This window comes from Bacillus sp. N13C7 (assembly GCF_026790065.1).
Lineage (GTDB): Bacteria > Bacillota > Bacilli > Bacillales > Bacillaceae > Bacillus.
This window is the reverse complement of sequence record NZ_JALAMO010000007.1, coordinates 509,268-534,774: the sequence shown is the minus strand read 5'-3', so window position 1 is coordinate 534,774 and position 25,507 is coordinate 509,268. Positions and strand designations below refer to the sequence as shown.

At 45.1% G+C, this 25,507-nt stretch carries 27 protein-coding genes and 1 riboswitch; of the genes, 7 read left to right on the top strand and 20 right to left on the bottom strand.

The genetic code is table 11. The features are described from left to right. The first annotated feature begins 80 nt into the window (after positions 1–80). From gerAA to MOB98_RS10785, 3 genes are read left to right on the top strand one after another with little or no spacing between them, the layout of a single operon-like run. Positions 81–1,529, top strand: a complete 1,449-nt coding sequence (gene gerAA, locus MOB98_RS10795) for a spore germination receptor protein GerAA (RefSeq protein WP_268360776.1) — start codon at positions 81–83, stop codon at positions 1,527–1,529. Next, positions 1,498–2,595, top strand: coding sequence for a spore germination receptor protein GerAB (gene gerAB, locus MOB98_RS10790; protein ID WP_268367125.1), 1,098 nt, complete (start codon positions 1,498–1,500; stop codon positions 2,593–2,595). The genes gerAA and gerAB overlap by 32 nt, the downstream gene beginning before the upstream one ends. Next, the gene (locus tag MOB98_RS10785) at positions 2,592–3,713 is read left to right on the top strand and encodes a Ger(x)C family spore germination protein (protein WP_268360779.1); all 1,122 of its coding nucleotides are present in this window, start codon (positions 2,592–2,594) and stop codon (positions 3,711–3,713) included. Before gerAB ends, MOB98_RS10785 begins: the two co-directional genes overlap by 4 nt. A 7-nt stretch (positions 3,714–3,720) precedes the next feature. On the opposite strand, the gene liaR is transcribed toward MOB98_RS10785, so the two are convergent. From liaR to MOB98_RS10730, 11 genes are all read right to left on the bottom strand, one after another. Further along, positions 3,721–4,356: a two-component system response regulator LiaR gene (liaR, locus tag MOB98_RS10780; RefSeq protein ID WP_268360781.1), complete on the bottom strand. Its 636-nt coding sequence runs from the start codon at positions 4,354–4,356 to the stop codon at positions 3,721–3,723. Beyond that, on the bottom strand, positions 4,334–5,416 hold the full coding sequence (liaS, locus tag MOB98_RS10775; protein WP_268367123.1) for a two-component system sensor histidine kinase LiaS: 1,083 nt from the start codon (positions 5,414–5,416) through the stop codon (positions 4,334–4,336). The genes liaR and liaS overlap by 23 nt, the downstream gene beginning before the upstream one ends. Then, positions 5,413–6,138: a LiaRS two-component regulatory system accessory protein LiaF gene (gene liaF, locus MOB98_RS10770; RefSeq protein WP_268360782.1), complete on the bottom strand. Its 726-nt coding sequence runs from the start codon at positions 6,136–6,138 to the stop codon at positions 5,413–5,415. Before liaF ends, liaS begins: the two co-directional genes overlap by 4 nt. Positions 6,139–6,171: 33 nt before the next feature. Then, a complete protein-coding gene (locus MOB98_RS10765) occupies positions 6,172–7,044 on the bottom strand; it encodes a DUF4097 domain-containing protein (RefSeq protein WP_268360783.1) in 873 nt (290 codons plus the stop codon). Between the two features lie 100 nt (positions 7,045–7,144). Next, entirely contained in the window at positions 7,145–7,825 is a 681-nt protein-coding gene (gene liaH / locus MOB98_RS10760; RefSeq protein ID WP_268360785.1) for a stress responsive protein LiaH, read from the bottom strand. 26 nt (positions 7,826–7,851) lie between these two features. Continuing rightward, on the bottom strand, positions 7,852–8,232 hold the full coding sequence (gene liaI, locus MOB98_RS10755; RefSeq protein ID WP_268360786.1) for a cell envelope stress-induced membrane anchor protein LiaI: 381 nt from the start codon (positions 8,230–8,232) through the stop codon (positions 7,852–7,854). Between the two features lie 161 nt (positions 8,233–8,393). Then, positions 8,394–9,662, bottom strand: a complete 1,269-nt coding sequence (locus MOB98_RS10750) for an MFS transporter (protein WP_268360788.1) — start codon at positions 9,660–9,662, stop codon at positions 8,394–8,396. A gap of 174 nt (positions 9,663–9,836) precedes the next feature. After that, positions 9,837–10,418 (bottom strand): cob(I)yrinic acid a,c-diamide adenosyltransferase, encoded by a 582-nt coding sequence (locus MOB98_RS10745; protein WP_268360789.1) that lies wholly within the window; start codon positions 10,416–10,418, stop codon positions 9,837–9,839. Between the two features lie 21 nt (positions 10,419–10,439). Beyond that, positions 10,440–11,768, bottom strand: a complete 1,329-nt coding sequence (locus tag MOB98_RS10740) for an ATP-binding cassette domain-containing protein (RefSeq protein WP_268360801.1) — start codon at positions 11,766–11,768, stop codon at positions 10,440–10,442. Continuing rightward, entirely contained in the window at positions 11,768–12,829 is a 1,062-nt protein-coding gene (locus MOB98_RS10735) for a FecCD family ABC transporter permease (RefSeq protein WP_268360790.1), read from the bottom strand. The genes MOB98_RS10740 and MOB98_RS10735 overlap by 1 nt, the downstream gene beginning before the upstream one ends. Further along, positions 12,792–13,742, bottom strand: coding sequence for an ABC transporter substrate-binding protein (locus tag MOB98_RS10730; RefSeq protein WP_268360792.1), 951 nt, complete (start codon positions 13,740–13,742; stop codon positions 12,792–12,794). Before MOB98_RS10730 ends, MOB98_RS10735 begins: the two co-directional genes overlap by 38 nt. 103 nt (positions 13,743–13,845) lie before the next feature. After that, a riboswitch (cobalamin riboswitch) is annotated at positions 13,846–13,986 on the bottom strand. 153 nt (positions 13,987–14,139) lie between these two features. Between MOB98_RS10730 and MOB98_RS10725 the strand changes: the two genes are divergently transcribed. Next, positions 14,140–14,931, top strand: a complete 792-nt coding sequence (locus tag MOB98_RS10725) for an SDR family oxidoreductase (RefSeq protein WP_268360794.1) — start codon at positions 14,140–14,142, stop codon at positions 14,929–14,931. 38 nt (positions 14,932–14,969) lie between these two features. Here the strand turns inward: MOB98_RS10725 and MOB98_RS10720 are convergent, their stop codons facing one another. The 5 genes from MOB98_RS10720 to sigO form a co-directional block, all read right to left on the bottom strand. Beyond that, entirely contained in the window at positions 14,970–15,848 is an 879-nt protein-coding gene (locus MOB98_RS10720) for an SMP-30/gluconolactonase/LRE family protein (protein ID WP_268360795.1), read from the bottom strand. A gap of 68 nt (positions 15,849–15,916) precedes the next feature. Beyond that, positions 15,917–17,659 (bottom strand): two-component system sensor histidine kinase YvrG, encoded by a 1,743-nt coding sequence (gene yvrG, locus MOB98_RS10715; RefSeq protein WP_268360797.1) that lies wholly within the window; start codon positions 17,657–17,659, stop codon positions 15,917–15,919. Continuing rightward, positions 17,656–18,369 carry a two-component system response regulator YvrH gene (gene yvrH / locus MOB98_RS10710; RefSeq protein WP_268360799.1) on the bottom strand — a complete coding sequence of 238 codons (714 nt, stop codon included), beginning with the start codon at positions 18,367–18,369 and terminating at the stop codon, positions 17,656–17,658. The genes yvrG and yvrH overlap by 4 nt, the downstream gene beginning before the upstream one ends. A gap of 153 nt (positions 18,370–18,522) precedes the next feature. After that, positions 18,523–18,759, bottom strand: a complete 237-nt coding sequence (rsoA, locus tag MOB98_RS10705) for a sigma-O factor regulator RsoA (protein WP_268360800.1) — start codon at positions 18,757–18,759, stop codon at positions 18,523–18,525. 2 nt (positions 18,760–18,761) lie between these two features. Further along, entirely contained in the window at positions 18,762–19,292 is a 531-nt protein-coding gene (gene sigO, locus MOB98_RS10700; protein WP_268367126.1) for an RNA polymerase sigma factor SigO, read from the bottom strand. Between the two features lie 198 nt (positions 19,293–19,490). Here sigO and MOB98_RS10695 point away from each other — a divergent pair, with 198 nt between their 5' ends. The 3 genes from MOB98_RS10695 to MOB98_RS10685 all read left to right on the top strand — a co-directional run bounded on the left by MOB98_RS10695 (position 19,491) and on the right by MOB98_RS10685 (position 21,395). After that, a complete protein-coding gene (locus tag MOB98_RS10695) occupies positions 19,491–19,646 on the top strand; it encodes a YvrJ family protein (protein ID WP_003221632.1) in 156 nt (51 codons plus the stop codon). Between the two features lie 120 nt (positions 19,647–19,766). Further along, positions 19,767–20,924: an oxalate decarboxylase gene (oxdC, locus tag MOB98_RS10690; protein ID WP_268361659.1), complete on the top strand. Its 1,158-nt coding sequence runs from the start codon at positions 19,767–19,769 to the stop codon at positions 20,922–20,924. A 60-nt stretch (positions 20,925–20,984) separates the two neighbouring features. After that, positions 20,985–21,395 (top strand): regulatory YrvL family protein, encoded by a 411-nt coding sequence (locus MOB98_RS10685; RefSeq protein ID WP_268361661.1) that lies wholly within the window; start codon positions 20,985–20,987, stop codon positions 21,393–21,395. Between the two features lie 33 nt (positions 21,396–21,428). Here MOB98_RS10685 and MOB98_RS10680 read toward each other — a convergent pair whose 3' ends face one another. The 4 genes from MOB98_RS10680 to MOB98_RS10665 all read right to left on the bottom strand — a co-directional run bounded on the left by MOB98_RS10680 (position 21,429) and on the right by MOB98_RS10665 (position 25,499). Continuing rightward, positions 21,429–22,658 (bottom strand): ABC transporter permease, encoded by a 1,230-nt coding sequence (locus tag MOB98_RS10680; protein ID WP_268361662.1) that lies wholly within the window; start codon positions 22,656–22,658, stop codon positions 21,429–21,431. Then, positions 22,651–23,340, bottom strand: coding sequence for an ABC transporter ATP-binding protein (locus MOB98_RS10675; RefSeq protein WP_268361664.1), 690 nt, complete (start codon positions 23,338–23,340; stop codon positions 22,651–22,653). The genes MOB98_RS10680 and MOB98_RS10675 overlap by 8 nt, the downstream gene beginning before the upstream one ends. Continuing rightward, entirely contained in the window at positions 23,324–24,517 is a 1,194-nt protein-coding gene (locus tag MOB98_RS10670) for an efflux RND transporter periplasmic adaptor subunit (RefSeq protein WP_268425319.1), read from the bottom strand. Before MOB98_RS10670 ends, MOB98_RS10675 begins: the two co-directional genes overlap by 17 nt. A 172-nt stretch (positions 24,518–24,689) precedes the next feature. After that, complete coding sequence (locus tag MOB98_RS10665; RefSeq protein ID WP_268361665.1) at positions 24,690–25,499, bottom strand: ABC transporter ATP-binding protein; 810 nt, start codon at positions 25,497–25,499, stop codon at positions 24,690–24,692. Positions 25,500–25,507: the final 8 nt, after the last annotated feature.

The following is a 25,507-nucleotide window of genomic DNA, read 5'->3' as shown; positions in this document are numbered from 1 at the left end:
GAAATACTGTAACACAGTATATCATTTTTTTAACAGGAAAAGATAACCTCTACTAAGGTTTTGGATAAGAGGTGACCTCATTGGAACAAACAGAATTCAAAGAATATATACACGATAATTTAGCACTGGTGCTTCCAAAATTAAAAGAAAACGATGATCTCGTAAAAAACAAAAAAATGCTCTCCAACGGGCTTGTTTTTTACTTTCTCTATTTTAGTGAACTGAATGACCAGAAGAAGGTTTCAGAATCGATTAAAACCTTACTCAAGGATCAGGATACGCTCACGCTTGACCAAGTCAAAAAACGCCTTGACCAGCTTGACGCAAGTCCCGTTGAAACCGCGGAAAAAACGGTCGAGTCCATTCTCAACGGCAATTGCGCTGTGTTTGTCAACGGATTGGACAAAGTCTATATTCTGTCTACAGAAAAGAAAAAAACAAGAAGCCTGCAAGAGCCGACAACTGAAAAAGTGGTTCGCGGCCCAAAGGTTGCGTTTGTAGAGGATATCGATACAAATCTCGCTCTGATCAGACAAAGAACCTCTCATCCGAAATTGATCACCAAAAAAATCATGATCGGCGAAAACAAGCTGAAGCCTGCAGCCATTATGTACATTGAAGGCAAAGCAAAAAAGTCCGTCATAAAAGAAGTGAAAGCACGGCTTGAAAATATCCAGCTGGAGGATATCCAGGACAGCGGAACGCTCGAGGAGCTCATTGAAGATAATAAATATTCACCATTTCCACAGATTCAAAATACGGAAAGACCTGACAAGGTATCGTCAGCCCTGTTTAACGGCCGTGTGGCCATTTTGGTCGACAGTTCACCATTTGTGCTGCTGGTGCCGGTTTCTCTCGGGATCCTGATGCAGTCTCCGGATGACTACTATGAACGCTGGATTTCAGCATCTCTTATCCGGTCGCTGCGCTTTGCTTCTATCTTCATCACCTTGTTTTTGTCATCGATTTATATTGCACTCGTTTCCTTCCATCAAGGGCTGCTGCCGACCGCGCTTGCCGTCACGATTTCGGCAAACAGGGAAAACGTGCCGTTCCCGCCAATATTTGAAGCCCTGCTGATGGAAGTAACCATCGAGCTGCTGAGAGAAGCCGGACTGCGTCTTCCCAATCCGCTCGGACAGACGATCGGCCTCGTCGGGGGCGTAGTGATTGGACAGGCAGCGGTAGAAGCGAATCTCGTCAGTTCGATTATGGTCATTGTCGTCAGTGTCATTGCCCTGGCATCCTTTACCGTTCCCCAATACGGAATGGGGCTGTCTTTCCGGGTGCTGCGTTTTATTTCAATGTTTTCTGCAGCTATTCTAGGGCTGTATGGAATTATTTTATTTATGCTTGTCGTTTATACGCACTTAACGAGACAAACGAGCTTTGGGTCTCCGTATTTTTCGCCAAACGGTTTCTTCAGCCTGAAAAATAAGGATGACTCCATTATCCGTCTCCCCATTAAAAACAAACCAAAAGAGGCGAATAATCCAAATGAGCCAAAAACAGACTCCACTAAAACTTAATACCTTTCAAGGTATTTCTATTGTTGCGAATACAATGCTTGGGGCCGGTCTTTTAACATTGCCGAGAGCTCTGACCACTAAGGCTAATACGCCTGACGGCTGGATCACGCTGATATTAGAAGGTTTCATTTTTATTTTCTTCATTTATTTAAATACGCTCATTCAAAAAAAACATCAATACCCTTCACTCTTTGATTATTTGCAAGAAGGGTTGGGGAAATGGTTCGGCAGCTTGATCGGCCTGTTGATCTCCTGCTATTTCCTCGGCGTTGCCAGCTTCGAGACTCGGGCGATGGCTGAAATGGTGAAGTTTTTCCTGCTGGAGAGAACGCCAATTCAGATCATTATTTTAACGTTTATTTGCTGCGGTATTTATTTAATGATTGGAGGGTTAAGTGATGTGTCGCGACTGTTTCCCTTTTACTTGACGGTTACGATCATTATTTTGCTGATTGTGTTCGGGATCAGTTTTAAAATTTTTGACATTAATAGTTTGCGCCCTGTTTTAGGCGAAGGCCTTGGACCCGTTGCAAACTCCCTTACTGTCGTTTCCATCTCTTTTTTAGGAATGGAAGTGATGCTGTTTCTTCCTGAACATATGAAGAATAAGAAATACACATTCAGATATGCATCTATAGGATTTTTGATTCCGATTATTTTATATATCCTTACGTATATTATCGTCGTCGGGGCTTTGACCGCTCCCGAGGTGAAAACGCTGATCTGGCCGACCATTTCTCTCTTTCAGTCCTTTGAGCTTAAAGGCATATTCATTGAAAGATTTGAATCATTTTTACTGGTCGTCTGGATTATCCAATTTTTCACAACGTTTGTCATTTACGGCTATTTTGCCGCTAACGGGCTAAAGAAGACGTTCGGATTATCAACTAAAAAAAGTATGGTGATCATCGGGATCATTGTCTATTATTTTTCTCTCTGGCCGGATGACGCTAACCAGGTCATGATGTACAGCGATTATCTCGGGTACATTTTCGTCTGCCTTTTTCTGCTTCCCTTCATTCTCTTTTTCATTGTCGCTCTCAAAAGGAGGATTACAGCAAAATGAAAACCCGGATTTTAAGTATATTTATATGCACCCTATTGCTGTCCGGATGCTGGGACAGCCAGAATATCGAGGAATTAAGCTTGGTGATCGGTGTTGGCTTAGACAAGCCGGATGATAAAAATTTAGAACTTACACAGCAGATTCTCGTACCGAAACAAATCAGCTCCAAGGAAGGCTCTTCATCTGACCCGACACAGCTTTCTATCACAAAGGGTGAAACTGTCCATCAAATGATGAGAACATCTGCGTTAAAGCATAACCCCACGTTTTCCCAGCATTTGCGTCTCATTCTGCTTTCCAAAAGCGTAATTGCGGATCAGATCGGAATTGACGCGATCATTAACCAGTTTGTCAGAGACAACGGGACAAGGAGAAGTTCGTACGTTTTTGTCACCGATGGCAAAACTAAGGATATCTTTAAAATGAATGATCAAGGCGAGCCCGCATCCAATGTGATTTATGATCTGACAGAGAATAATACGGTGACGATCAGAATGATGCAGCCTGTTACACTGGGGGAAATCTCAGAACACTTGACCTCTGACGATTCGTTCCTCATCCCTCATGTCGGTGAGGAAAACGGCAAACTCGTGATAAACGGTGCTTCCGTCATCAAAGACAAAATATGGACTAGGGATCTCACCCCGATTGAGGTTCAAAACATCAACTTATTTACAGGCACTGTCGAAGGTGGCGTTATTGACTTGAAGCGCGACGGCCATCTCTTTTCTTATGAAGTGTATTCAAGCAATCGAAAGATCAAGACGGCCTACAAGGACGGAAAATTCAAATTCACCGTCACACGCAATATTGAAGGTCGTCTATCTGAGGACTGGAATCCCAATGAAGTTTCGTTTAAGGATTCATATATCAAAGATATTGAAAGGACAGTAGAAAAACGATTACACAAAACAGTAACCGCTTTTATTACAGAGAGGCTGCAGAAGGAAATCAAAGCGGATGTGACCGGGTTAGGAAACCAAGTCAGAATCCATTATCCTCGGAAATGGAAAAAGATTTCAAGAAAATGGGATGATGAGTATTTCAGCAAAGCGGAAATAGATTACAGAGTCAATGTCGTTGTCAGAGACTTCGGGACGAAAGGCGCAAACAAATAGTGAACGCCTATTTTACGAGGTGATTCCGATGTGCGTACACCGCTGCCTGGGTTCGGTCACTGACATCCAGTTTTGATAAAATATTTGTGATATGGGTTTTCACTGTTTTAATGGTGATAAACAGTTCTTCGCCTATTTCTTTATTTGTTTTTCCTTCTGCGATCAGGCAAAGAATTTCGAGCTCCCGTTTCGTAAGTGATTCATGCGGGAGCGCGTGTTCACCTGAGTGGCGCAGCCGGGATAACACTTTACCCGCCACTTTTGATTCAAGTTTTGGCTCTCCCTTGTTTGCGGCGCGGATGGCATCGGCGATTTCCGCCGCTTTTGAGGTTTTCAATAGATAGCTGAGCGCGCCAGCTTCAATGACTGGATATACTTTGTCATCATCAATGAAGCTTGTGAGCACAATAATTTTCGGGTCGGGAAGTTCCCGGCAAATTTGCTTTGTGGCTTCAATGCCATCCATGCCCTCCATGACAAGATCCATTAAAATCACATCAGGCGACAGCTCGGCAGCAAGCCGTACGCCTTCTCTGCCGTCAGATGCTTCGCCGATGACTTCAATGTCGGGCTGCGCCTCCAAAAAAGCCGCGAGTCCCATTCTTACCATTTCATGATCATCAATCAATAATACTCGAATCACGTTCGTTCTCTCCTTTTTCTTCCGGGAAAATCGGAACCTTCACTTCGATTTGTGTGCCTTTTCCTTCTACTGATATCACTTCGGCGACTCCGCCGATTTCGCTTGCACGTTCTTTCATAGAGTTCAAGCCGTATGAGGATGCTTTTACCTGATCCATTTTAAATCCTTTTCCATTATCTATCACCTTCAGCCGGAGCTGATTGTTCTTTATGCCCAGAATCACTGATACTTTTGAGGCTTTTGAATGTCTAAATACGTTTGAAAGGGCCTCCTGGACGATTCTGAACAAATGATCTTCAACACCTTTGGATATCGCTGTTTCTTGAATATCCCAATCGATATCAAGCGGCTGTTTCTTCCGGAACTCGTCCAAAAGCTCCGTAAGCCCCTCCTTCAGCCCTTTTCCTTCAAGAGTAACAGGCCTTAAATGGAGCAGCAGCGCCCTCATTTCATTTTGGGCTTCACCTGCCATATGCTCGACCATCTTGATCCGCTTGACTGTTTTATCATCAGCATCCTTCACGTGTTCCAGCACAGCTGATGTCATCATTGATATGGCAAAAAGCTGCTGGCTGACTGCATCATGCAGATCTCTTGCCAATCGCTGGCGTTCTTCTGATATGACCGATTTCTTCATTTGTGCCTGCCACTCTGCACGTTCATTGGAAAGTTTCTGCAGGGAAGCGACTTGGAGCTCCACGCGCTTCGCCATTTCGTTCAGCTGATCGGCGGCCAGGCCAATCTCATCATCTCCAAGCGGCGGTATCCGATAAGCGAAATTGCCGTTTTCAAAGGTTAATATTGATTCGACCAATGTATCAACCCTTGTCTTCAGCCGGTTGCCGTACATATACCCTGATGCAAAGCCGACCGTCACGCTGATAAGCAGCAATATTAGGATAAACGGAATTCCGAACCAGCTTGACGACAGCAAAACAAGCGGATCAAGCCGATAGTAAAACATCATAAAAGAAATCAAGCAGGCAAAAAGCAGCAGGCTGATTCCCGTTGTCATGCGGATGGCGCGCCACTGGAGGCTCACAAGCAGTTTATTTCTCATACGTACTTCACATCCACATCACCGATAAATAAGGAAACGGACACTTTGACCCGGCGCTTTGACTCGCTGAAATCAGATGACGCGGCATATACCTTCGTGCTTAATCCGCTTTTCTTTGTGCCGATCAGATTGATATCCCCAATAAAAACAGCCGAGCTGACAGCTACTTCAAGGTCTGATGGCACATAAATATCCACGTTTCCAATGACTCCGCTTATGACGATCGTACTTTCTCCCTCGGGAATCATCGCTTTAGACAAATCGATTTTGATATCACCGATAAAACCAGAGATATTTAAATCATTCAGGTCAAACGGCTGCTTCATCATTTGCAGCTCTCCGATAAAAAAGCTGCGCATGTCGGGATGTTTGACATCTTTTGGCGGCTCATGCTGTTCTTTTTTATTGAGGTTGACCCGTTTCTCATTCGGTTCAAATACCGGCTTCCCTTTCACAAGCCTGTAGCCGGCGTAAATCAGAAATGCGGCAAACGCGTAGCCGAATAAATTAAAGGTGATGCTGAAGAGGTTTTTCAAAAATAAAAACGCGGCAAAGATGTACATGACGGAGCCAAGCCAATCACGGGAATATTTTTTTAAGAAATAGCCGGCAATCAGAAAAAAGAGCGGCCAAAACAGCAGATCGCCTATTCCGATAATTTGCAAAAACATACTGATGCCGAATAAAGCAATGATAAATCCAAGAAGCTGTTTTTTTGTCATTCCTGGTGTCCGCCTCCTTTCTTCTGCCTGGTGCTACCGTATCACCAGATCCCCGCTGTCCGTTTTGATTTCGATTAGATGCCGGCCGCTTCCTTGCGAGCCTGTGAGGTGATGCTGTTCTTTATGTGCTGTATCAGCAAATGAATACGATGAACTGACGTCGCCGCTCGCTGATTTCGCATCGACTGTAAAGCTGCCGTTTTGGGGAAGGGTCAGATCCGCATCGCCGCTTGTCAGCATGACAGATACATGGCCCGTTACCTTTTTCAGTGAAGCCTCAAGATCTCCTGAAGTCATTTTTACTTCAAGAGAGCCTGATACATCAGCCAGGTTAGCGTCTCCTGAAGCGATATCAATGCCGGCCGTTTTGGATACGGTATTTGAAATGGTGACATCTCCCGATGACCCCTTCACGTTCAGGTCTTGAAGGCGGACATCCGTCACACTTATATTTCCGCTCGCAGATATTGCGTGCAGCCCGGAAATCGCAAGATGATCATTCCCGTCTACAGATACGTCGCCGCTCGAGGTTCGCACCGTCAGGTCACCTTTATAATCATAAGGAACGCGGACGACAAGGGAAGAATCGTTAAATCCATTCAAAAATTGAAATTCTTTTTCCTTTGCGGTCAGCTCCAGTTTTCTTCTGTTTTCAGTAACAAATAACTTTCCAGAGTCTCCAGAGATGCCTGCCGATATGTCATTTCGTTCTTCCGCTATGATCCGGACATTCTTGTGATCCGACTCAATGACTACGCTGTCAATGTCCCGCGGTGATGCACTGGCTGACTCGGCTTCTGTGCCGTTTATGAGACCCAAGCCTGCTGCAAAAACATCTTTTACAATGACGGCAAACAATATGAGAATACCGGCAATGATCAGCAGTCTGCCCAGCATTTTTTTCATTTCATTTCATCCTTCTCATTCATTCTATTATAAAGGAAAAGCCTGTGAATTGATACGTGCGGAAGGGAAGGACTTGACCGCAAATCCTTCCCCGTTCTGCTTATTCATTTGCTGCTTGTGATGCCTTATCTGATTTTTGCAGCGAAAGCGCCCGCATTTTTTCAATCTCCGCTTCCACATCGTCTGCGAATTCTTTGCGTGTGAGTTCTGTGCCGGCTTCCGCTGACTTTGAATAATTTGCTCGGATTTCCATTTCCTCAATACGGTTTTCAATACGCAAAAACTCACGATATGCGCTTTCGCTGTCAATTTTGTCAAATGTCGTATTCATATGCTCTTTTGCTTTCGCCGCATTTGCCCGCGCAATCAGCGCCTGTTTTTTATCCTTTACGTCCTGAAGTTTTGTCTCAAGTGCAGCCAGCTGTTCTTTCAGCTCTGCAAGCTGACTGTTCGCTTGTTCATAGGACGCTTTATGCTCAGCAGCCTTTCCTTCTAAATACTTCATTTCAGTCAGCGCCTTTTTCGCCAGTTCTTCTTCACCTGCGTCAAAGGCTAGCTGTGCCTGTTTTTTGCGTTTTCCTGCCACTTCAGCTGCTTCTTCATATTGTTTCTTAAATTGATAGGCAATCGTATGCTGTTTTACAATCGTTTGTTTTGCTTTTGCTATGTCGCTTTCCATATCGCGTACATATTGATTCAGCATCACCTTTGGGTTCTCCATTTTATCAAGCCCTTCATGAACTGACGCAACAAACATGTCTCTGATTCTTTTTAATACCATACCTGATTCCTCCTCATATCCTGTTATTATTTTTTCTTCAAAAATTCTTCCCATTCATCATCAAAGTGAGATTGGTAGCCAGTTGAAGCCGGTTCAGGGTCAAAAGATGACACACCGTTATCAGCTGATCCGTTTTTCATCAGCTTCCAGCCGTAATACACCATAGCGGCCGCAAGCGCGATCCCGACGATAAACGGAAGTGAGCAGATAAGCATGATCGCTCCGATACCGCCCAAGATGACTCCTGTGATGGCTTTTCCTGCAGCAAACCTTTTGATTCCTGCGTATGTCATCAAGCCCCCGATGGCGAGCGGGATGATAAAGCTGAAGCTTCCTCCTCCAAAAAAGACGGAGATTCCAAATATAATTAATAAGAATCCGCCTATCGTTTTTTTGTTTATCTTCATGCAGATCCTCCTTTCGTTTTCCTTGTCTTCATCTTAAACAAATTGGCATTTGTGCAAAACGAATCAGAGATTGATTTTGATATAAGACCGGAGTCGTATCTTGCACCAGACCCATCGGCACAAAAAAACGCCATGCACGAGGCATGGCGTTTCAAAACCCTTTATAGATGAACACTCGCTTCCCTTTCTTTGATCAGGTCTGACCGTTCTGCTTTGGCCAGCTTTGTAAACAGCAAAATTCCGATACCCGCAATAATTTCGACAATCCCTCCGGCAGCGATCACCTTCCCTGAACCAAAAGCGTTTGCCGCATACCCGCAAATGACAGCTCCGGCAGGGATGGAAATATTTGAGATCATGTGTATAACAGCGTAGACCTGAGGCTGATCCTCACTATCCACAGATGTCTGGATAATCGTGTACTCAGGAACATTAACAGCACTGACTGCGGCGCCAAAGGTAAACGCAGCGAGAAAGACGAGCGGCAAAAAGGTGTTCATCCCGGTAACAAAGAAAGCGAATCCTTCAATAATGCCGGCAGTTACGAATAACAGGCCGTACCTGTTTACTTTGACTTTCGCCAACACAAATCCCAGTAAAAACGCGCCTGCGGCGGTGGTGGCCTTTAAAAGCGAGTAAACGATCGGCTGACCGTTTAAATCTTCCGCAACGTAAACGGCTGAGAGTGCCTCCCAAGGGGCAGCCGCGAAATTCATGAAGATACAATAAATGGCGAGCGGATATAAAATCTGGTGTTTTCTCACAAGCATAAAACCGCGTTTCAGCCTGCCGATATATGTGCCTCTTTGCGTAACGGCAGCAGACTCTGATTGAGATTCAACCGCAGTATACTTAATAAAAAGAACCAGAAATCCAGACACCAAATAAAGTATAAGTGCGATAAGCATCGTATAAGAAGGGCTGATAAATGTAAGAAAAGCGCCGCATAACGTGACAGCTCCAAGCCGGACAATTTGAGCGGAGGATTGCAGCACAGCGTTTGCTTTTTGAATACCCTGTTCATTAACGATTTGGGGAATTAATGCTATGGAGGCGGGATTGTAGGCAGCACCCGTAGCAGAATGCACAATCATAAGCGTCATGACAAACCATAACGGAGAAAAGCCCGCAAAATGACAAAGAGGGATAATTAAGACAATCGCTGCCCTTGTCAGATCTGAAAAGTACATCCAAAATTTCAGCGTGTTCTGTTTCATGAACGGACCGGTCACAGGCGCCAGCACAGCTTCCGGCAAAAAGGTGACAGCAATCAATAAAGCAGTGCCGATCGCACCCTTACCGTCATAAATTAAAAACCATAGTATCGAATTGAATGCGAACATATCGCCGGATATCTTGACTATTCTTGAGAAAAAAAGATAATTGAAATTTCTCTTCCAGATGCTATCACTTTCAATTAATTTCACCATCCATCAGAGCCCCCCACTGCCTATTTTTTACATCTATTTGTTACAATATCTCATTTTCTTATTTTTCAGTCAATAATTCATATGGTTCATTTTTTGTCGTAAAATGGGAGATTGACAGAATGAAAAACAAAAAAGCCGGCATGCAGGGAACACGCCGGCTTTTGTTTTCCTTTTTTATGATTCGCTGCTGTTTTTGTCCCGAAACACTATAGCACTTCTTTCATATTCTACATCGCCAATGCCGCTTCTCACATTCACAACCCGTGCAGCAGCAAAGAAATAGTCGGACAGACGATTGAGATAACGCAGCACTGTTTCATGAATCTCCTCCGATTTCATCAGCGCCACCACTCGGCGTTCCGCCCGCCTTGTAATGGTGCGCGCTGCATGGAGAAGCGATGCGCCCCTTGATCCACCCGGAAGAATAAATTTCTTCAGTTCTGGCGCTTCTGCTGTATAGGCATCAATACGCGATTCTAAAAAGGAAACGGATTCTTCCGTTAATGTATAGTCTTTTCTTTCTGTAACGATTGCCAGATCGCCACCGCAGTCAAAGAGCTCATGCTGGATGGTCAGCAGCTCGGCTGTCAGATCCTCAAAGCGGGGCTTCCCGGAAAGCTCTGCTAAAGCAAGCCCGACAAAGCTGTTCAGTTCATCAATCGTGCCGTAGCTTTCGACGCGGAGGCTGTCCTTGTCTGTTCTGCCTCCGACTAAGCTCGTTTGTCCCTTATCGCCTGTTTTTGTATATAATTTCATACATATGTCTCCTTTACAGACTTATTCAAACACCTTTGCAGCCTCTTTTACGCATTCAGCAATTCCTGACTGTATCAATTGGTTCATCTGCTTTTCTGTATGTCCAGATTGAGTAGTTTGCGTCGCGGCGACAAGAATATCACCCTCTGCCCGTCCGTCTCCCAGCACTTTCGTCCGCTCTGCTTCGGCAGCCATAAGAGCCTTAACAAAGAATTGATCTGCCGCATAGCCATTGATCAAAATCCATATCGAAAAGCCGGCCATGACGCATATCGTAATAGATAGCTCGCCCTCTTCATACGTCCGATGCACGAAACGGTCAAGCCTTCGAGGAGAAGCCATCGCACAAGTTTCCGGCAGATGAAAACCGTTTTCTGACAGATAAACTGTAAGCCCTTCTACAGGATCTGTCTGAACCGGCAGCCATTTATGTATCAGTGTCCTGCTCCATGAAAATCCTGCACCGACAGGCGCTGAAGACAATGTACGAAGCGGGATTTCTGTTTGCAGAAGAATGTCATCTTGTTCCGCTTGGAGCAAAGCTTCAAATGGGATAGGCTGCTTCTTTAAGCTGTCTTTTTCAGGCTGAATTGCAATCATCGGTTTAGGTGAGCTGTGATGGGCCAAGGTGGTGACATCCGTATCGTACACCGCTTTTATGTGATGTTCTGTGACTGCATATTCCGGTTTTTGCTTAGACCCCGCTGTACCGTTTTTCATAAACAAGAGTTCGTCACAGTACAGGCTAGCGGTGTTCAGGTCATGAAAAACGCTGACAGCCGCCAATCCGCTTTCTCTTGTCAGGCGTTTGATGAGATCAAGCAGTTCCTTTTGATAAGCCAAATCGAGAAAATTTGTAGGCTCGTCTAGAAATAAAATACGCGGCTGCTGCGCCAAAGCTTGGGCCAAATATACCCGCTGCTGTTCTCCTCCGCTAAGATCACGGATCGATTTTTCCGCAAAAGCAGCCACTCCAGTTTGCTCCATTACTTCCCGTACAATGGCTTCATCCTTTTCAGTCTGCTGTCTAAACAGTCCTGTTTGGAATGGATATCTCCCAACGGCTACTGTTTCTTTGACGGTGAAGGTAAAGGCTTGATCCGTTTTTTGCGGGAGGACGGCCATGATTCGCGCCAGTTCCTTCGGTTTATAGTCCGCAAGCGGTTTGCCTTCCAAATAAACGCTCCCTTCCTTGGCGGGCAGCGTACCTGTGAGCAAGTGCAAAAGCGTGGTTTTTCCGCTTCCATTAGGACCGAGAATTCCGAGAAATTCACCCTTCTCCACTGTTAAACTGACATGATTGATCAAACAGCTGTCTGCGTATCCTCCTGACAGCCCTTCTGCCTTCATCATAAGCTTCTCCCTCCGCGGTGCTGGCGAATTAAAATAAGAGCGAAAACAGGCGCCCCTGTCAAAGACGTAATAATCCCAATCGGCAGTTCAATCGGCTCAATAATCGTTCTGGAAAGCAAATCGGCCAAAACGAGAAAACCCGCTCCTAGCAAGGCTGACAGCGGCAGTAAATGCCGATGGTCAGTCCCCCACAAAAGCCGGGTGATATGCGGAATCACAAGGCCGACAAAGCCGATCGTGCCAGATACAGCCACAGCGCTTCCCGTCAAAAGAGACCCGGCAATCAAAATCAGCATTTTTTTCTGCTGAACGCTGACTCCGAGAAGCTTTGCTTTGTCTTCTCCATATGTCATTACGTTCAGCTCTCTTCCGTTTATGATCAGTAAAATGGTTCCTAAAAGAAAAAACGGGAGAAACAGCACAACATAGCTCCAGCCTCTCATTGAGACGCTGCCAAGCAGCCAATGCACAATCGGAAGCAGGTTGTCGCCTGTCAGGGCAATGATAAGAGAAATAAATGCGCCCAAAAATGAGTTGATGATGACACCGGTCAAAATGAGGGTGGCAACAGACATCGATGCGTGAACGAGGCGGCTGAAGGAAAGGACCGCCGCCATCGTGACAAGTGCCGCGGCTACACTCATAACCGGGAGTGTAAACCCTCCAAGGACGGGAAGCTGCAGGCTAAAGAATAGGGTCACAACCGCCCCCACTGATGCACCGGATGAAACACCGAGCGTGTAGGGATCCGCAAGCGGATTTTTCAACAGCCCCTGAAAAGCGGCCCCTGCGATAGAAAGAGCCGCCCCCACTAGGGCGGCCAGCACAACTCTTGGCAGTCTGATATTCATCATGATATTGGTGTACATCGGATCATCAGAGCCGATAGAGCCGCCGAAGCCTTCATGCCAAAAGACACGAAAGATAGCAGGGACAGGAATTTGCAGGCTGCCGCAAGAAATTCCTAAGATGATGCTCACGGCTAAAAATGAGAAACCGATGATATATGCAGCAAAACGATTATTCCTTAAACGTATCCGGGTAAATGCTTTCCGCAAGTTCTTCGATCCCTTCGATCAGACGGGGGCCGGAACGTGTCACAAGATCAGGATCCACATCATACACGCGATGATGTTTCACAGCATTGATTTCGCTCCAGCCATCGCGTTTTTCCACTGCTTTCGCTTTCACTCCGTCTGTTGTCACGATAGCATCAGGATTAAGTTTCACGATCGCCTCGTCTGTCATTTGCACCCAGCCTGTTTGGTCCGCTGCTGCGTTTTTAGCATGGATGACATTCAGCATTTCATTCATAAACGTGTCTTTTCCGGTTGTATAAATGTCAGGATCGGGAGAAACCTCGATAAATACGCTTTTCTCCTCGTCTTTTGATATGGTCTTCGCTTTTTCTTGAATATCCTGCAAATCTGATTTCATGCTTTTCACGAGCTGATCGGCTTTTTTCTCTGCCCCGGCAGCTTCTCCGATCATTTCGATTGATTTGTACACCTCGGAAAATGATTGTGCGTCATTGACAGTCAGCACGGTAATGCCCGCGTCCTTCAGCTGTTTGATGGCATCCGCTGAGGCTGACATGGAAGACTCATGGGCAAGAACGAGATCCGGCTTTAGAGAAACGACTTTCTCAACGTTTACATTCATGTCTCCCACCTTTTCCACCTTTTTGACTTCCTTTGGGTATGTATCATTTGTGGTGACGCCAACCACTTTGTCACCGAGGCCGAGAGCGTATGTAATTTCTGTGTTGCTCGGCATTAATGAAACAATCTTTTTCGGCTCCTTTTTGATTGTCACATCTTGCTTTGATGCATCATCAATAGTGACAGGAAACGCTTCTGACCCTTCAGTCTTTTCTTTTGCCTTAGAATCCTTCTGATCTGCATTGCCGCAGCCTGCCAGCATAACAGCAGATAGCAGAAGCACAGTCCATATTCCGGCTCGTTTCTTCATAACCTTTCCCCCTAAATGAACTAAAAAAAGCATCCCTACGCGGTAAAGATGCTGTAAACAACACAAATAAGCCTATTGTTTACACATCATCTGTCCTCGCAGACTTCGTGCTGATCAAACAGGCAGGTATCCTGGCTCTTGGCGCTACGGCCAATTACAGTGGCGGGACCGCACCGGCTTTTACCGGTTTCCCTATTAAGCCGGCTGTTGTTCACGGACCGGCACCTGTTTGACATTCGTATCCTTTTTTCGGAGTAATTATACTATATGACTGACAGGCTTGTATATCGTCCTGAATGACTTTTCCCCCATATGATGCATGGAAGCAAAATCCTCGTAAACACTAAATTTGATCTTGTATACTTAATACCATCATCAATCAAAAGGAATGATTCTAATGGATTTACAGCTAAAAGACAAACTCGTCTTAATCACCGGCTCGACGTCCGGCATCGGGAAAGCCGCAGCAAAAAGCTTTCTGCAAGAGGGGGCGGCTGTCATTGTCAACGGACGCAAGCAGGAGACTGTTGACCGCACGGTAGAAGAGCTTTCTGCATATGGAATGGTGCATGGTGCGGCTGCCGATTTGTCAAAAACAGATGAAGCAGCTGCTTTTATTGAGAAAGTAAATAAAATCGGTGATATTGATATCCTTGTCAACAACCTTGGTTTCTTCGAGGTAAAAGACTTTGCCGATGTAACTGATAAAGAGTGGAATCAATATTTTGAAGTAAACGTGATGAGCGCGGTTCGGACAAGCCGTCACTTCCTTCCAAAAATGCTTGCCAAAAACAGCGGCCGCATTTTAAATATCGCAAGTGAAGCAGGCATCAAACCGCTTCCGACGATGATTCCATACTCCATGACAAAAACAGCGCTGATCAGCCTTTCAAGAGGGATGGCCGAAATGACGAAAGGCACAAATGTAACGGTCAACTCAGTGCTTCCGGGCCCTACTTGGACAGAAGGCGTCGCATCCTATATGGAAGGTGCCGCACAAGCTGCCGGCCAGGATACAGATACATTCATTAAAGACTATTTCAAAGTCAATGAGCCGACTTCTCTTATCCAGCGATACGCGACAGCAGAAGAAGTTGCTAAGACAATCGTATTCCTCGCGTCTGACGCTGCATCCGCCATCAACGGCACGGCGCAGCGTGTGGAAGGCGGCATTATCCGGTCTCTGTAATATGCAAAAAAACGCATCCGTATGTCGGATGCGTTTTTTTATACGTCTCCACCGAAAGGAACCGGCTGGTATCCGCCTGTTTCCAGTTTTGCTGAAAACAATCCTCCCGCGTGAGGCTGCTCGTATCTCTCTTTTTCCGTCATTTTTTCTGTTGCCGTTGTAATGTAAAGGGTTTTTAAATCTCTGCCGCCGAACGCGCAGCACGTGACATATTTGGCCGGCACGCTGATTGAATTGATTTCTTTTTTCTGAAACGGGTCTATGTGAACCACGCGGCTGCCGCCAAACAGCGCCACCCACAGCATGCCATTTTGGTCGATTGTCATGCCGTCCGGCAATCCGTCTGATTGATCAAAACGATAGACAGGTTCTGGGTTTGAGACATCTCCGCTTTCAGGATCATAGCTATAGCGCACAATCTCCTGTGTCGGCGTGTCGATGTAATACATCAAATTCCGCTCGCGATCCCAATCCAAACCGTTTGAGGTAGAGACTTGATCCTTCATTTTGACAAGACTGCCGTCTAGATTCAAACGGTACAGTGAGGCCTGTTTTTGCTCGCCTTCCATGCTCGTCGTCCCCGCCCAAAGCCTTCCGTACGGGTCACATTTCGCATCGTTAAAACGCAGGCTCTCATGCATGTCCTTCGGCTGTTTGATCTTTTCCAAGCTGTCATCCTGAAGGTGATACAGGTAGAACCCGTCCTTCATCGTCATAATCAGCTCATCCTTTGTATATTTCGCAAGTGCCGTCACAAAGGACTTGAATTTGATTGACCGGTTGATTTTTTGTTCAGGGTCAAAGATGTGGAGCTCGCTTCCTAAGATATCCACCCAATATAAGCGGCCGTTTTCTTCATCCCATAACGGGCCTTCACCAATCACTGCCCGAGTGTCTGCTTCCAATACTGCATCCATGTGTTACACCTCTTTAGCTTCAGTCTATATATTGTTATTCCCGGCAAAGAGGTGTCCAAACCACATGTTTATTGTTTTTTGAAAAGGATGGTAATGACAGTTCCAATGTTCATCCTGCTGTTCACATGGATCGTCCCGTTATGCAGATGGACAAGCTCCTTGGCAATAGCGAGCCCGAGGCCCGTTCCAGCGGATGGATCTTTTGTGTTCGTCCCCCTGTAGTAACGGTTAAACAAATGGGTAATCGTTTCTTCATCCATTCCTTTCCCATTATCCTTAACCTTCAAAGAAATGTGGTTTTTTGTTTGTTCCAGAATGACCTGAATCTCTGTTCCTTTGTCATTATGCTTCACAGCATTCCCAAGCAGGTTTTCTAAAATGCGCCTGAACCACGCCTCATCAAGCGCAAATTCAATATGCTCTTCTTTGGAAACAAAGGAGATATCATACCCTTCAGAAAAAGGATTTTTCTTGAAATCCTCAATGACATTTTTAAAAAACGGGATAAGGCTTGTGAGCTTTCTCTCAATAGGAAGCGCATCATTTTTCAGCCGATATGTTAAATTTAAGTCTTCAATCAGCTTGGACATATATTCAGATTTTTCTCTGACAACCTGTCCCATTTCTTTCACTTCTTCCGGCGACCAGTCATACTGCTTCGACTCAAGCATCATGCTGTAGCCGTAAATGCTGCTGAGCGGTGTTTTTAAGTCATGCGACAAACCGGCAATCCATTCTTCCCTTGTGGCCTGGATTTTTTCCCTGTTTCTTTTATCCCGTCTCAGCGTTTCAGTCAGCTGATCCATGGATTCAAAAATCTCACCGAAGAAGCGGTACGGCTGTTTGATTTTCCCCTTTTTGTTTTTGCTGACAGGACGGCCTTTCCGGTTTTTCGGTTCCTCAAGCTTCCCTTTTGATAGATTGACCAGCCATTTAATCGTGTGAAAAATCGGCAGCCCGAATCGGAACATATACCAAACGGTCATCCAAATGATATACAGAAACAGAACCCCCATAATCAGGAACATCGCCTTTAGCACAACCTTCAGAAACGATTTGTTAAACTCCTGATCGGTCACATAGACAGGGTTCGGAACCGTGGCGACCATCCATCTGTCTTTATTGAGGATCTTAACGGAGATTTCCCGCTTATAGTTCCAAGGCTTAGAGCTGTATTTAAGGAGCTCCAGCTGGTTCATCGTTTTTCTTTCACTCTTAGTGCTGTTGATGCTGTCGAGTATGGTTCCATTGCTGTCTAACAGGTAAATAGCGCCCTTTGCCCGTTTAATATAGTCGATGGTACTGGACTTATAATGTGCTAGAGAATCTATTTTTTGTTCGCGCTTTTCAACGGAAGTCAGCAGCTGTTCGCTCTTTGATTTCCAGCCGGACAATAGAAGATACGACTTATCTTCAATATTGATGGCCCAATAATTCAGCTTATAGTTATGAAGCTTTTTGGTTTTATAAATAGACAGAAGCTCTTTCTTGGTATACGTGCCGGGCACGTCTTTCGGCACGCTGTAGGAATAATCTGTTTTCCCTTCGGAATCAATGATTTGCATCCAGCCATGCTGTTTATCGACAGATTTCTTCAGAAAATTATCCACTTCCCATGATCCGTCTTCGTTTACATCGAGATATGCTTCAAGTGTATCGGTCGTTGCCTTTGTCAGCCCAGAATTGGATTCCGCATCGCTAAATCGAGCGTCCAAATAGAAAAACGATGCAACAAGCATAATCGTAAGCAACAGGATCACAATGAGCATCTGCCCGAAAAAGTGAAACAGAAACTTCCATCTTAACCTCATGGCCGCTTGCCTTCAGGATTTGGGATAAAACGATAGCCGAGACCGCGAACAGTTACAATATACTCCGGATTGCTCGGATCGCGTTCGATTTTTTCCCGAAGCTTGCGGATATGAACCATGACGGTGTTGTTATCACCGTAGGAAGGATAGCCCCAAACTTTTTCATAAATTTGATCTTTGGAGAGCACCACATTGGGGTGTTCACAAAAATACTGCAAAAGCTGCAAAAGCTGAGCTGAACAAGCAACGGCTTCCCCGCCTACGATCAGCTCGGCATTTTGCGGAGAGAATGTAAAATAATCATATGTAAAGGTTTGAGTTGAGCTCATTTCTTTCGGCTGATATGTGCGCTTGAGGTGCGCCCTGATCCGCGCTGCTAATTCCAGCGGATTAAATGGTTTTGTAATATAGTCATCAGCCCCAACCGCGAAGCCCGACAGTTTATCCGCGTCGGATGATCTTGCCGTCAGGAAAAAAATCGGAGCGTCTGAATACTCTCTGATCAGCGTACAGGCTTCAAAACCGGACATTCCGCCCATCATGACATCCAGAATGATCAAATCAACCTTATTGGCTTTCACAACCGGAATCGCTTCCTCTGCGCTTGGCGCATCAAGTATATTTCGATAACCTTCTTTTTCGAGAACGCGTTTGATCATATCCACAATCGCTTTCTCATCGTCTACGATTAAAATTGACGCATTTTCCACTTTTATGTTCCTTTCTGTCACTGTTTTTTTCATCTTATCATTATATCGTTTATTTTTGGTACATTTTTGAATAGGAAGAGTCTTGCCGGGCATGACAAACAGAAAACGGGAACATGGAAGTTCCCGTTTTTTCATATTTTCAGATGATAAAAGTTATGAGTTCTCATCTATCATATACAAAATAAACTCCCAAAACCCCGGAACGTCCTGGCATAAAAGCATATCAGCCTTTTCGAACATTTTGATCTTCAGCTCCTGCTCTAAATCTTCTCTTTCTTGATAGGACGTATTGCTGAGTTTTTTTCTGATCATCGGTGAGAAGCATGCAATCAGATGTTCAATGTCATACACGTCGTCGTTTTGTTTCTTTTGTTCAAACTGGCCGTTCACAGCTACTTTTCCCCCTTTTTTTGCGCCGCGAGCTGCTTTCTGATATTCTCAAGCCCCTTTTTATGAATGTTGGAGATGTTTTGCCGGGACTCCCCTAATGAATCCGCAATCTCCTGCATCGTGGCACCATGAAGATAAACTTTCGTCAGCACACTTTTTTGTTTGTCAGTCAGCTTCTGGATCGCTTGATAGAGCTGATAATCCTGGACATGCTGGCTCAAATCATCCTGCCGGTCTAAAAATGCCTCAAACGCATCGCTTCCCGCTTCGGAAGGCAGGCGTTCTCCTGCTTCCGGATGATCGACCGTCAGCGGATACCGTTTTTGGTTTTTGCGAACCCGCTTATCAAAATCAATAGAAAAGATGCGAATCATAGAATTCATATACTTGACGATGCGAATCTCCTTATAAAATTGCTTAAATTGCTCGTCCAATGATTTTGCATCTTTTTCGTTCGGGCTTTCCATTATGTTTTTGAACAAACGGTAATGCTGAGGGTTGCTCAAAAAATGCTTCACGATGGGATGCTTCATTATCTCCTTACATTTTGACCGCAAAAGACCTTGATAGTCCATCAAACCGCCTCCCTACTAAATTAAATGAAGGAAAGCAAAAAAAAGTAAACTACTACTTTCTGACTAGCGATTTCGTGAATGCTCCTGCAGTTTACATTTTCTTGGATTTCCTTCACTTACATACATGACTGCCAAAAAAGAAGGGAGGTATTTTCCATGGATCAGGTTTTTATAGAGGAAGTTGTCAAACAGATTGGCAATCTGGGGTTTCCTGCGCTGATTGCCATGTACCTGCTGACACGATTTGAGAAAAAGTTTGATCAGCTTATAGAACTGATGACAGAGCTGAAAGATCAGAAAGCAAAAAATTAATTTTCAATCGAAGTTGACGTTTCACTGTTTTTTTTCACTTAACAAGACAGAAGGGAAAACGAAAGGCCTTTCACCTTCTCTTTCTGTTCACACATTTATTTTTAAGGAGGAGAAAATTACATGAAAAAGCAAAATGATATTCCGCAGCCAATCAGAGGGGACAAAGGAGCAACGGTGAAAATCCCGCGCAATATTGAAAGAGACCGGCAAAATCCTGATATGCTCGTTCCGCCTGAAACCGATCATGGCACCGTCAGCAATATGAAGTTTTCGTTCTCTGATACTCATAACCGATTAGAAAAGGGCGGATATGCCCGTGAAGTCACTGTACGGGAGCTGCCGATTTCAGAAAACCTCGCATCCGTAAATATGCGGCTGAAGCCAGGTGCCATTCGCGAGCTGCATTGGCATAAAGAGGCAGAATGGGCTTATATGATTTACGGTAGCGCAAGAGTCACAATTGTCGATGAAAAAGGGCGCAGCTTTATCGATGATGTAGGAGAAGGAGATCTTTGGTACTTCCCGTCTGGCCTGCCTCACTCCATTCAAGCGCTGGATGAAGGTGCCGAGTTCCTGCTCGTGTTTGACGATGGATCGTTCTCCGAAAACAGCACGTTCCAGCTGACTGACTGGCTTGCCCACACCCCTAAAGACGTCATTGCTGCGAATTTTGGTGTGACAAAAGAAGAAATCGCCAATTTGCCTGGCAAAGAAAAATATATATTTGAAAACCAACTCCCAGGCAGTTTAAAAGATGACATTGTGGAAGGGCCGAACGGCGAGGTCCCTTACCCGTTTACTTACCGCCTTCTTGAACAGGAGCCGATTGAATCAGAAGGGGGAAAGGTGTACATTGCAGATTCGACAAACTTCACAGTGTCTAAAACGATCGCATCCGCGCTCGTGACGGTGGAGCCCGGCGCCATGAGAGAGCTGCATTGGCATCCGAATACTCACGAATGGCAATATTACATTTCGGGCAAAGCAAGAATGACCGTTTTTGCATCTGACGGCCATGCCAGAACGTTTAACTATCAGGCCGGTGATGTCGGATATGTTCCATTTGCTATGGGTCATTACGTTGAAAACATCGGGGATGAACCGCTTGTCTTTTTAGAAATCTTCAAAGACGATCATTATGCCGATGTCTCCTTAAACCAATGGCTTGCCATGCTTCCTGAAAAATTTGTTCAGGCGCACATTGACTTAGGCAATGACTTTACCAATGTCCTTTCGAAAGAGAAACATCCGGTAATAAAAAAGAAATGCAGGAAATAATAGACTTGCAGCTTGCAGAGAGCACTCGTTCTCTGCAAGCGCTAAAAAGGAGCTGAACCAGTGAAACATCAAACTTCTTCTAAACGCTTATTGCGGCTTTCCGTACAGTACGTGCTGGCTGCAGCAGCAGTGGTGTTAACCTATTTTGGAATCATGTTCACGTTGTTTTCTTTAGCGGGAACGAGCTACCGCTCAGCAGCTCATGTCCTGCTTTTTGCCGTGATGTTCCTTGTTCTCGGGTTATGCTTTGAACCATTTGAACGCCTGATGATACATAGTTTTACATTTTTCAAAACAGGAAAACGTCTATTCATTCTTCTTGCCGGAATTGTACAGCTGCTGTTTTTGTGGATGACTGCTCATACAACAGACCAATTGATCAGCGACATCTGGCTATCCACCACAGAAGAAATGATCGTCGCAGCCGTTTTTCTGGTTTTAGACAAATGCAACTCGGCTCTTCCAAGCTAAAAAAAGAACGCATTCCGATTGGATGCGTTCTTTTTATTCATAGCGAAGCGCGTCTACAGGCTGAAGCTTCGATGCCTTGATGGACGGCAGCAAGCCGAAAATAATGCCGACTGCCATTGAAAAGATAAGTGCTCCGACAACCGCCGGAACGGAGACAATAAAAGGCATCGGAAAAACGACCGTCAGCAGCTTAGCAATGCCGAAGCCTGCCAGCACACCGAGTATTCCGCCAATACTTGTCAGCACGACAGCCTCAGTTAAAAATTGAAATAAAATCACACGCCGCTTGGCACCGAGCGCTTTCTTAATCCCGATTTCCCTCGTGCGCTCCGTTACGGAAACGAGCATAATGTTCATGACGCCGATACCGCCAACCAAAAGTGAAATACTGGCGATTCCGCCAAGCAGCAATGCAAATGACTGATTAAAGGATTCCACTTCCTGCGCGATCTCCTGAAGATCCATCACACTGTACTCTGCTTTTTCCAGCTCAGCATCTGACAGCCCTTGGTTTAAAAGATCCGCAGCCATTACACCGGCTTCTTGGATATGCTCAGAAGAATCGGCCTGTACGGCAATTTGCGTTGGTGCATCAAATCCTTCAATGAGCGGCCACACTTTTTTCGGAACATACAACACCGGGTTTGCGTAATCTCCTTCAAACATGCTTTCCTGCTGATTTTTTTCTTTAAAAACGCCTGCAACCTTAAACGGCACACCATTCATCTCAATGTTTTTATGCAGCGCGTCTCCGTCTGGAAACAGTTCATCTCTTGCAGCTTCATTGATCATCACCACTTGGTGTGTACTGTTTAAATCGTGTTCTGTCAGTTTTCTCCCTTCAGTTATACGGATTGGGAACATATCGAAGTAATCATCGTCAACTCCGTACACTTGAGGGTATGAGACATTTGTTAAGTGAAAAACACTAGCGCCTTCAGACAAATAATATAAGGATAATCCTTTGACCATAGGATCAGATTTAATCGCTTTTACTGTTTCTTCGGCTACAGGCGGAGCGGACGTATATGAAACCTGAGAGCCGCCGCCCTCCTCTTCCCCGCCCGACGGCTGGTAGACAACATTGATGGCGTTATTTCCCATGCCGATCATGCTTTGCTTTAATTGCTCGCTTTGGCCCTTCAGCAACGAAACAATTGCGATAATTGCCGCTATGCCGATAATGACACCGAGCATTGTCAGAATCGATCTTAATTTATGAGAGAAGATCGATTGAAAGGAGATTCGGATATTTTCAAGCATGGCTGATGTCCCCTCTCTCATCTAATACCAGTTCTCCATCCCTGATAAAAACCGTTCTGTCAGCTTTTTTGGCGACGTCCGGGTCATGGGTAATCATAATAATGGTCTTGCCTTCCTGATGGAGTTCAGAAAACAGCGACAAAATTTGTTCGCTTGATTTGGTATCAAGCGCCCCGGTAGGTTCATCAGCTAAAATAAACCTTGGCTGATTGACAAGAGCCCTCGCTATCGCCACCCGCTGCTTTTGTCCGCCGGACAGCTTTGGCGGCTTGTAAGAGACCCTGTCTTTTAAACCGACCTTCTCCAGCGCTTCATAAGCTCTTTGCCTTCTCTCTTTTTTCTTCACTTTATTGTAGATCATCGGCAGCTCGACATTTTGCAGCGCGGTCAGGCGCGGCAGGAGATGAAAGGTTTGAAACACAAATCCGATTGATTCGTTGCGTATCTCGGCTAAGGCACCGTCTTTCCCTTTCAAAATATCTATCTGGTCAAGCGTATAGGTTCCGGAGGTCGGCCTGTCCAAGCATCCGATGATATTCATCAGCGTTGACTTTCCAGAACCGGAAGGCCCCATAATAGCCAGGAACTCACCAGCCTGGACAGTCAGATTGATATGTTTCAAGATTGGAACTTCTTCTTTTCCCAGCTTGTACGATTTCGAAATATTATTCAGTGTCAGCATTGACTGTAACCTGCTTTCCTTCCTTGACCGCGGGATCAGGATAGATCACATAATCTTCCGGCGTCAGGCCGCTCTTAATTTCTACCATGTCATTTTCATCAGTCTCCCCGATTTCAACAGGCTGTTTGATCGCCTTCTGCTCCTCATCAGCTTTCCACACATACGGTTCGCCATCATCCTGAATCACCATGTCGGACGGCAGCTTGATCTTGTCCGCATCAGCATCATCACTCATTACTTCGATGTTGACATGATAGCCGACTTCAAGACCCTTATGGCTGTCTAATAAAATGGTGAAAGGATAGTTAGAGGATTGAGGATTCATTTCTTCTTCAGCAAAACTTTCTGATTCCTCTCCCTCGCCTGCTCCCGCAGGAAGCTTGCCGATCGAGGTGACCTTTCCTTTCCACTCGCCTTCACCGCCTGTTTTCAGCGTGACTCTCACTTTGCTGCCTTTTTTGATAGTGTCCATTAACAGCTCATTGATTTGGCTTTTGACTAGATATTTGCCCGTCGAAACAATTTGGATATACGGTCCTGCTGCCTGGTCACCTGTTGCCCCGTCAGCGATATCCTGATTGACGCTTTGAACGATCCCATCATGCTTGCTTGTAATGACATTGGAACCTTTGTTTTTCGTCAGGGCAGCAAGCTCCTTTTGGTGCTGCTTCAGTTCAAGCTGGCTTGTTTTCAAATCGAAATTGGCCTGATCAAGTTCATCTTGAAGCTGTGATTTCTCTTCTTTCCCGGCCGTTTTCAGTTTCTTTTCCGTTTCCGTAATTGATTTTTGCAAACGGCTGATTTGCAGGTTTGTCATTTCGATTTGTAAATTGGCTTGCTCAACTTCGTCAGAATGATCCTCACCCTCATACTCAAAAAGCTTATCGCCTTTTTTGACCTGGTCGCCTTCTTTGACGTATGTTTTTTTAATGCTGCCTTTTTCTGAATCTATGTATACTTTCTGCTGTTTCTCTGGTTCAACCTTTCCAGAAAACGTTTGGCCTGATTCTGATTCTCCGCCCATGTATACCGCTACCGATTCAGCATAGGGCTCTGATGATACGGCAACTTGGTTCATGTGGGTAAAAAAGTAAAAACCGCCGGCGCCGATCCCTGCCAATACAAGCACTCCGGCACATATTGCACCGCCAATAAGCCATTTTTTCTTCTTGGACACAACGATCTCCTCTTTCTGTAAACAATGTAATATTTTCGAAACATTCTAACCAATATTATCTATTAATTCAAAAAGACTTGCAATCTTTTTATTGAAAGGATAAAACCAAATAAAAAAATGGTATTTTTCACGGCCGAAAATAAAAAATCCCGGCTTTGAACCGGGATTTTTCTCACACTGAAAGAAGCGTTTTTTCGTTTTTAATCAGGTCATAGGTCAAGCATACAGGTTTATTTGTGCGTGGATCAGTCACGATTTCGGCATCAATCTGAAATACTTGCTTCAAAATGTCCGGGGTCATAACCTCCAGTGCGGTGCCTTCTCTGATCACCGTGCCTTTTTTGAGCGCGATCATATAATGAGAAAAACGGGCCGCATGGTTAAGATCGTGAATGACCATTAAAATCGTCCGTCCCTGCTCTTTGTTGAGTCTGTCAAGCAGCTGCAGAATTTCAAGCTGATGTGCAAGATCAAGATACGTGGTGGGTTCATCCAGCAGCAGCAGTTCTGTCCCTTGCGCAAGCGCCATGGCAATCCACACACGCTGTCGCTGTCCGCCTGACAGTGCCTCAATCGGACGGTCAGCGAATTCAGCCATGCCTGTTTCTTCAAGCGCCCATTTGATAATTTGGCGGTCTTCATCATTTAATCTGCCGAATCCTGATTGATGCGGAAACCTGCCGTACGATACCAATTCATACACCGTTAAACCGCTAGGCGCTTCAGGTGTCTGCGGCAGTATCGCCATATCTTTCGCAATGTCCTTTGTAGACATTTTATGAATCGCTTTGCCGTTTAAATAGACGGCACCTGCATGTGAACGCATAATTCTGGACATTGTTTTTAAAATCGTTGATTTCCCGCAGCCGTTCGGGCCAATTAAGGTGGTAATTTTCCCTTTAGGAATCGATATATTTAAATCTTCTACAATCACCCTATCGCCATATCCGATTCCAAGCTGCTCCGTTGATAATGAATTCATATTCGGCC

Excerpts from the sequence above, each read along its gene's own strand:
- yvrG (WP_268360797.1), bottom strand. The coding sequence starts at position 17,659 with ATGAGGTTAAGATGGAAGTTTCTGTTTCACTTTTTCGGGCAGATGCTC.
- sigO (WP_268367126.1), bottom strand. The coding sequence starts at position 19,292 with ATGAAGCATCCCATCGTGAAGCATTTTTTGAGCAACCCTCAGCATTAC.
- MOB98_RS10680 (WP_268361662.1), bottom strand. The coding sequence starts at position 22,658 with ATGCTTGAAAATATCCGAATCTCCTTTCAATCGATCTTCTCTCATAAA.
- MOB98_RS10725 (WP_268360794.1), top strand. The coding sequence starts at position 14,140 with ATGGATTTACAGCTAAAAGACAAACTCGTCTTAATCACCGGCTCGACG.
- MOB98_RS10720 (WP_268360795.1), bottom strand. The coding sequence starts at position 15,848 with ATGGATGCAGTATTGGAAGCAGACACTCGGGCAGTGATTGGTGAAGGC.
- MOB98_RS10730 (WP_268360792.1), bottom strand. The coding sequence starts at position 13,742 with ATGAAGAAACGAGCCGGAATATGGACTGTGCTTCTGCTATCTGCTGTT.
- liaH (WP_268360785.1), bottom strand. The coding sequence starts at position 7,825 with ATGGTATTAAAAAGAATCAGAGACATGTTTGTTGCGTCAGTTCATGAA.
- liaS (WP_268367123.1), bottom strand. The coding sequence starts at position 5,416 with ATGAGAAATAAACTGCTTGTGAGCCTCCAGTGGCGCGCCATCCGCATG.
- MOB98_RS10695 (WP_003221632.1), top strand. The coding sequence starts at position 19,491 with ATGGATCAGGTTTTTATAGAGGAAGTTGTCAAACAGATTGGCAATCTG.
- MOB98_RS10765 (WP_268360783.1), bottom strand. The coding sequence starts at position 7,044 with ATGAAAAAAATGCTGGGCAGACTGCTGATCATTGCCGGTATTCTCATA.
- MOB98_RS10665 (WP_268361665.1), bottom strand. The coding sequence starts at position 25,499 with ATGAATTCATTATCAACGGAGCAGCTTGGAATCGGATATGGCGATAGG.
- MOB98_RS10675 (WP_268361664.1), bottom strand. The coding sequence starts at position 23,340 with ATGCTGACACTGAATAATATTTCGAAATCGTACAAGCTGGGAAAAGAA.
- MOB98_RS10750 (WP_268360788.1), bottom strand. The coding sequence starts at position 9,662 with ATGGTGAAATTAATTGAAAGTGATAGCATCTGGAAGAGAAATTTCAAT.
- gerAB (WP_268367125.1), top strand. The coding sequence starts at position 1,498 with ATGAGCCAAAAACAGACTCCACTAAAACTTAATACCTTTCAAGGTATT.
- MOB98_RS10785 (WP_268360779.1), top strand. The coding sequence starts at position 2,592 with ATGAAAACCCGGATTTTAAGTATATTTATATGCACCCTATTGCTGTCC.
- oxdC (WP_268361659.1), top strand. The coding sequence starts at position 19,767 with ATGAAAAAGCAAAATGATATTCCGCAGCCAATCAGAGGGGACAAAGGA.
- MOB98_RS10745 (WP_268360789.1), bottom strand. The coding sequence starts at position 10,418 with ATGAAATTATATACAAAAACAGGCGATAAGGGACAAACGAGCTTAGTC.
- liaF (WP_268360782.1), bottom strand. The coding sequence starts at position 6,138 with ATGACAAAAAAACAGCTTCTTGGATTTATCATTGCTTTATTCGGCATC.
- liaI (WP_268360786.1), bottom strand. The coding sequence starts at position 8,232 with ATGAAGATAAACAAAAAAACGATAGGCGGATTCTTATTAATTATATTT.
- MOB98_RS10740 (WP_268360801.1), bottom strand. The coding sequence starts at position 11,768 with ATGAAGGCAGAAGGGCTGTCAGGAGGATACGCAGACAGCTGTTTGATC.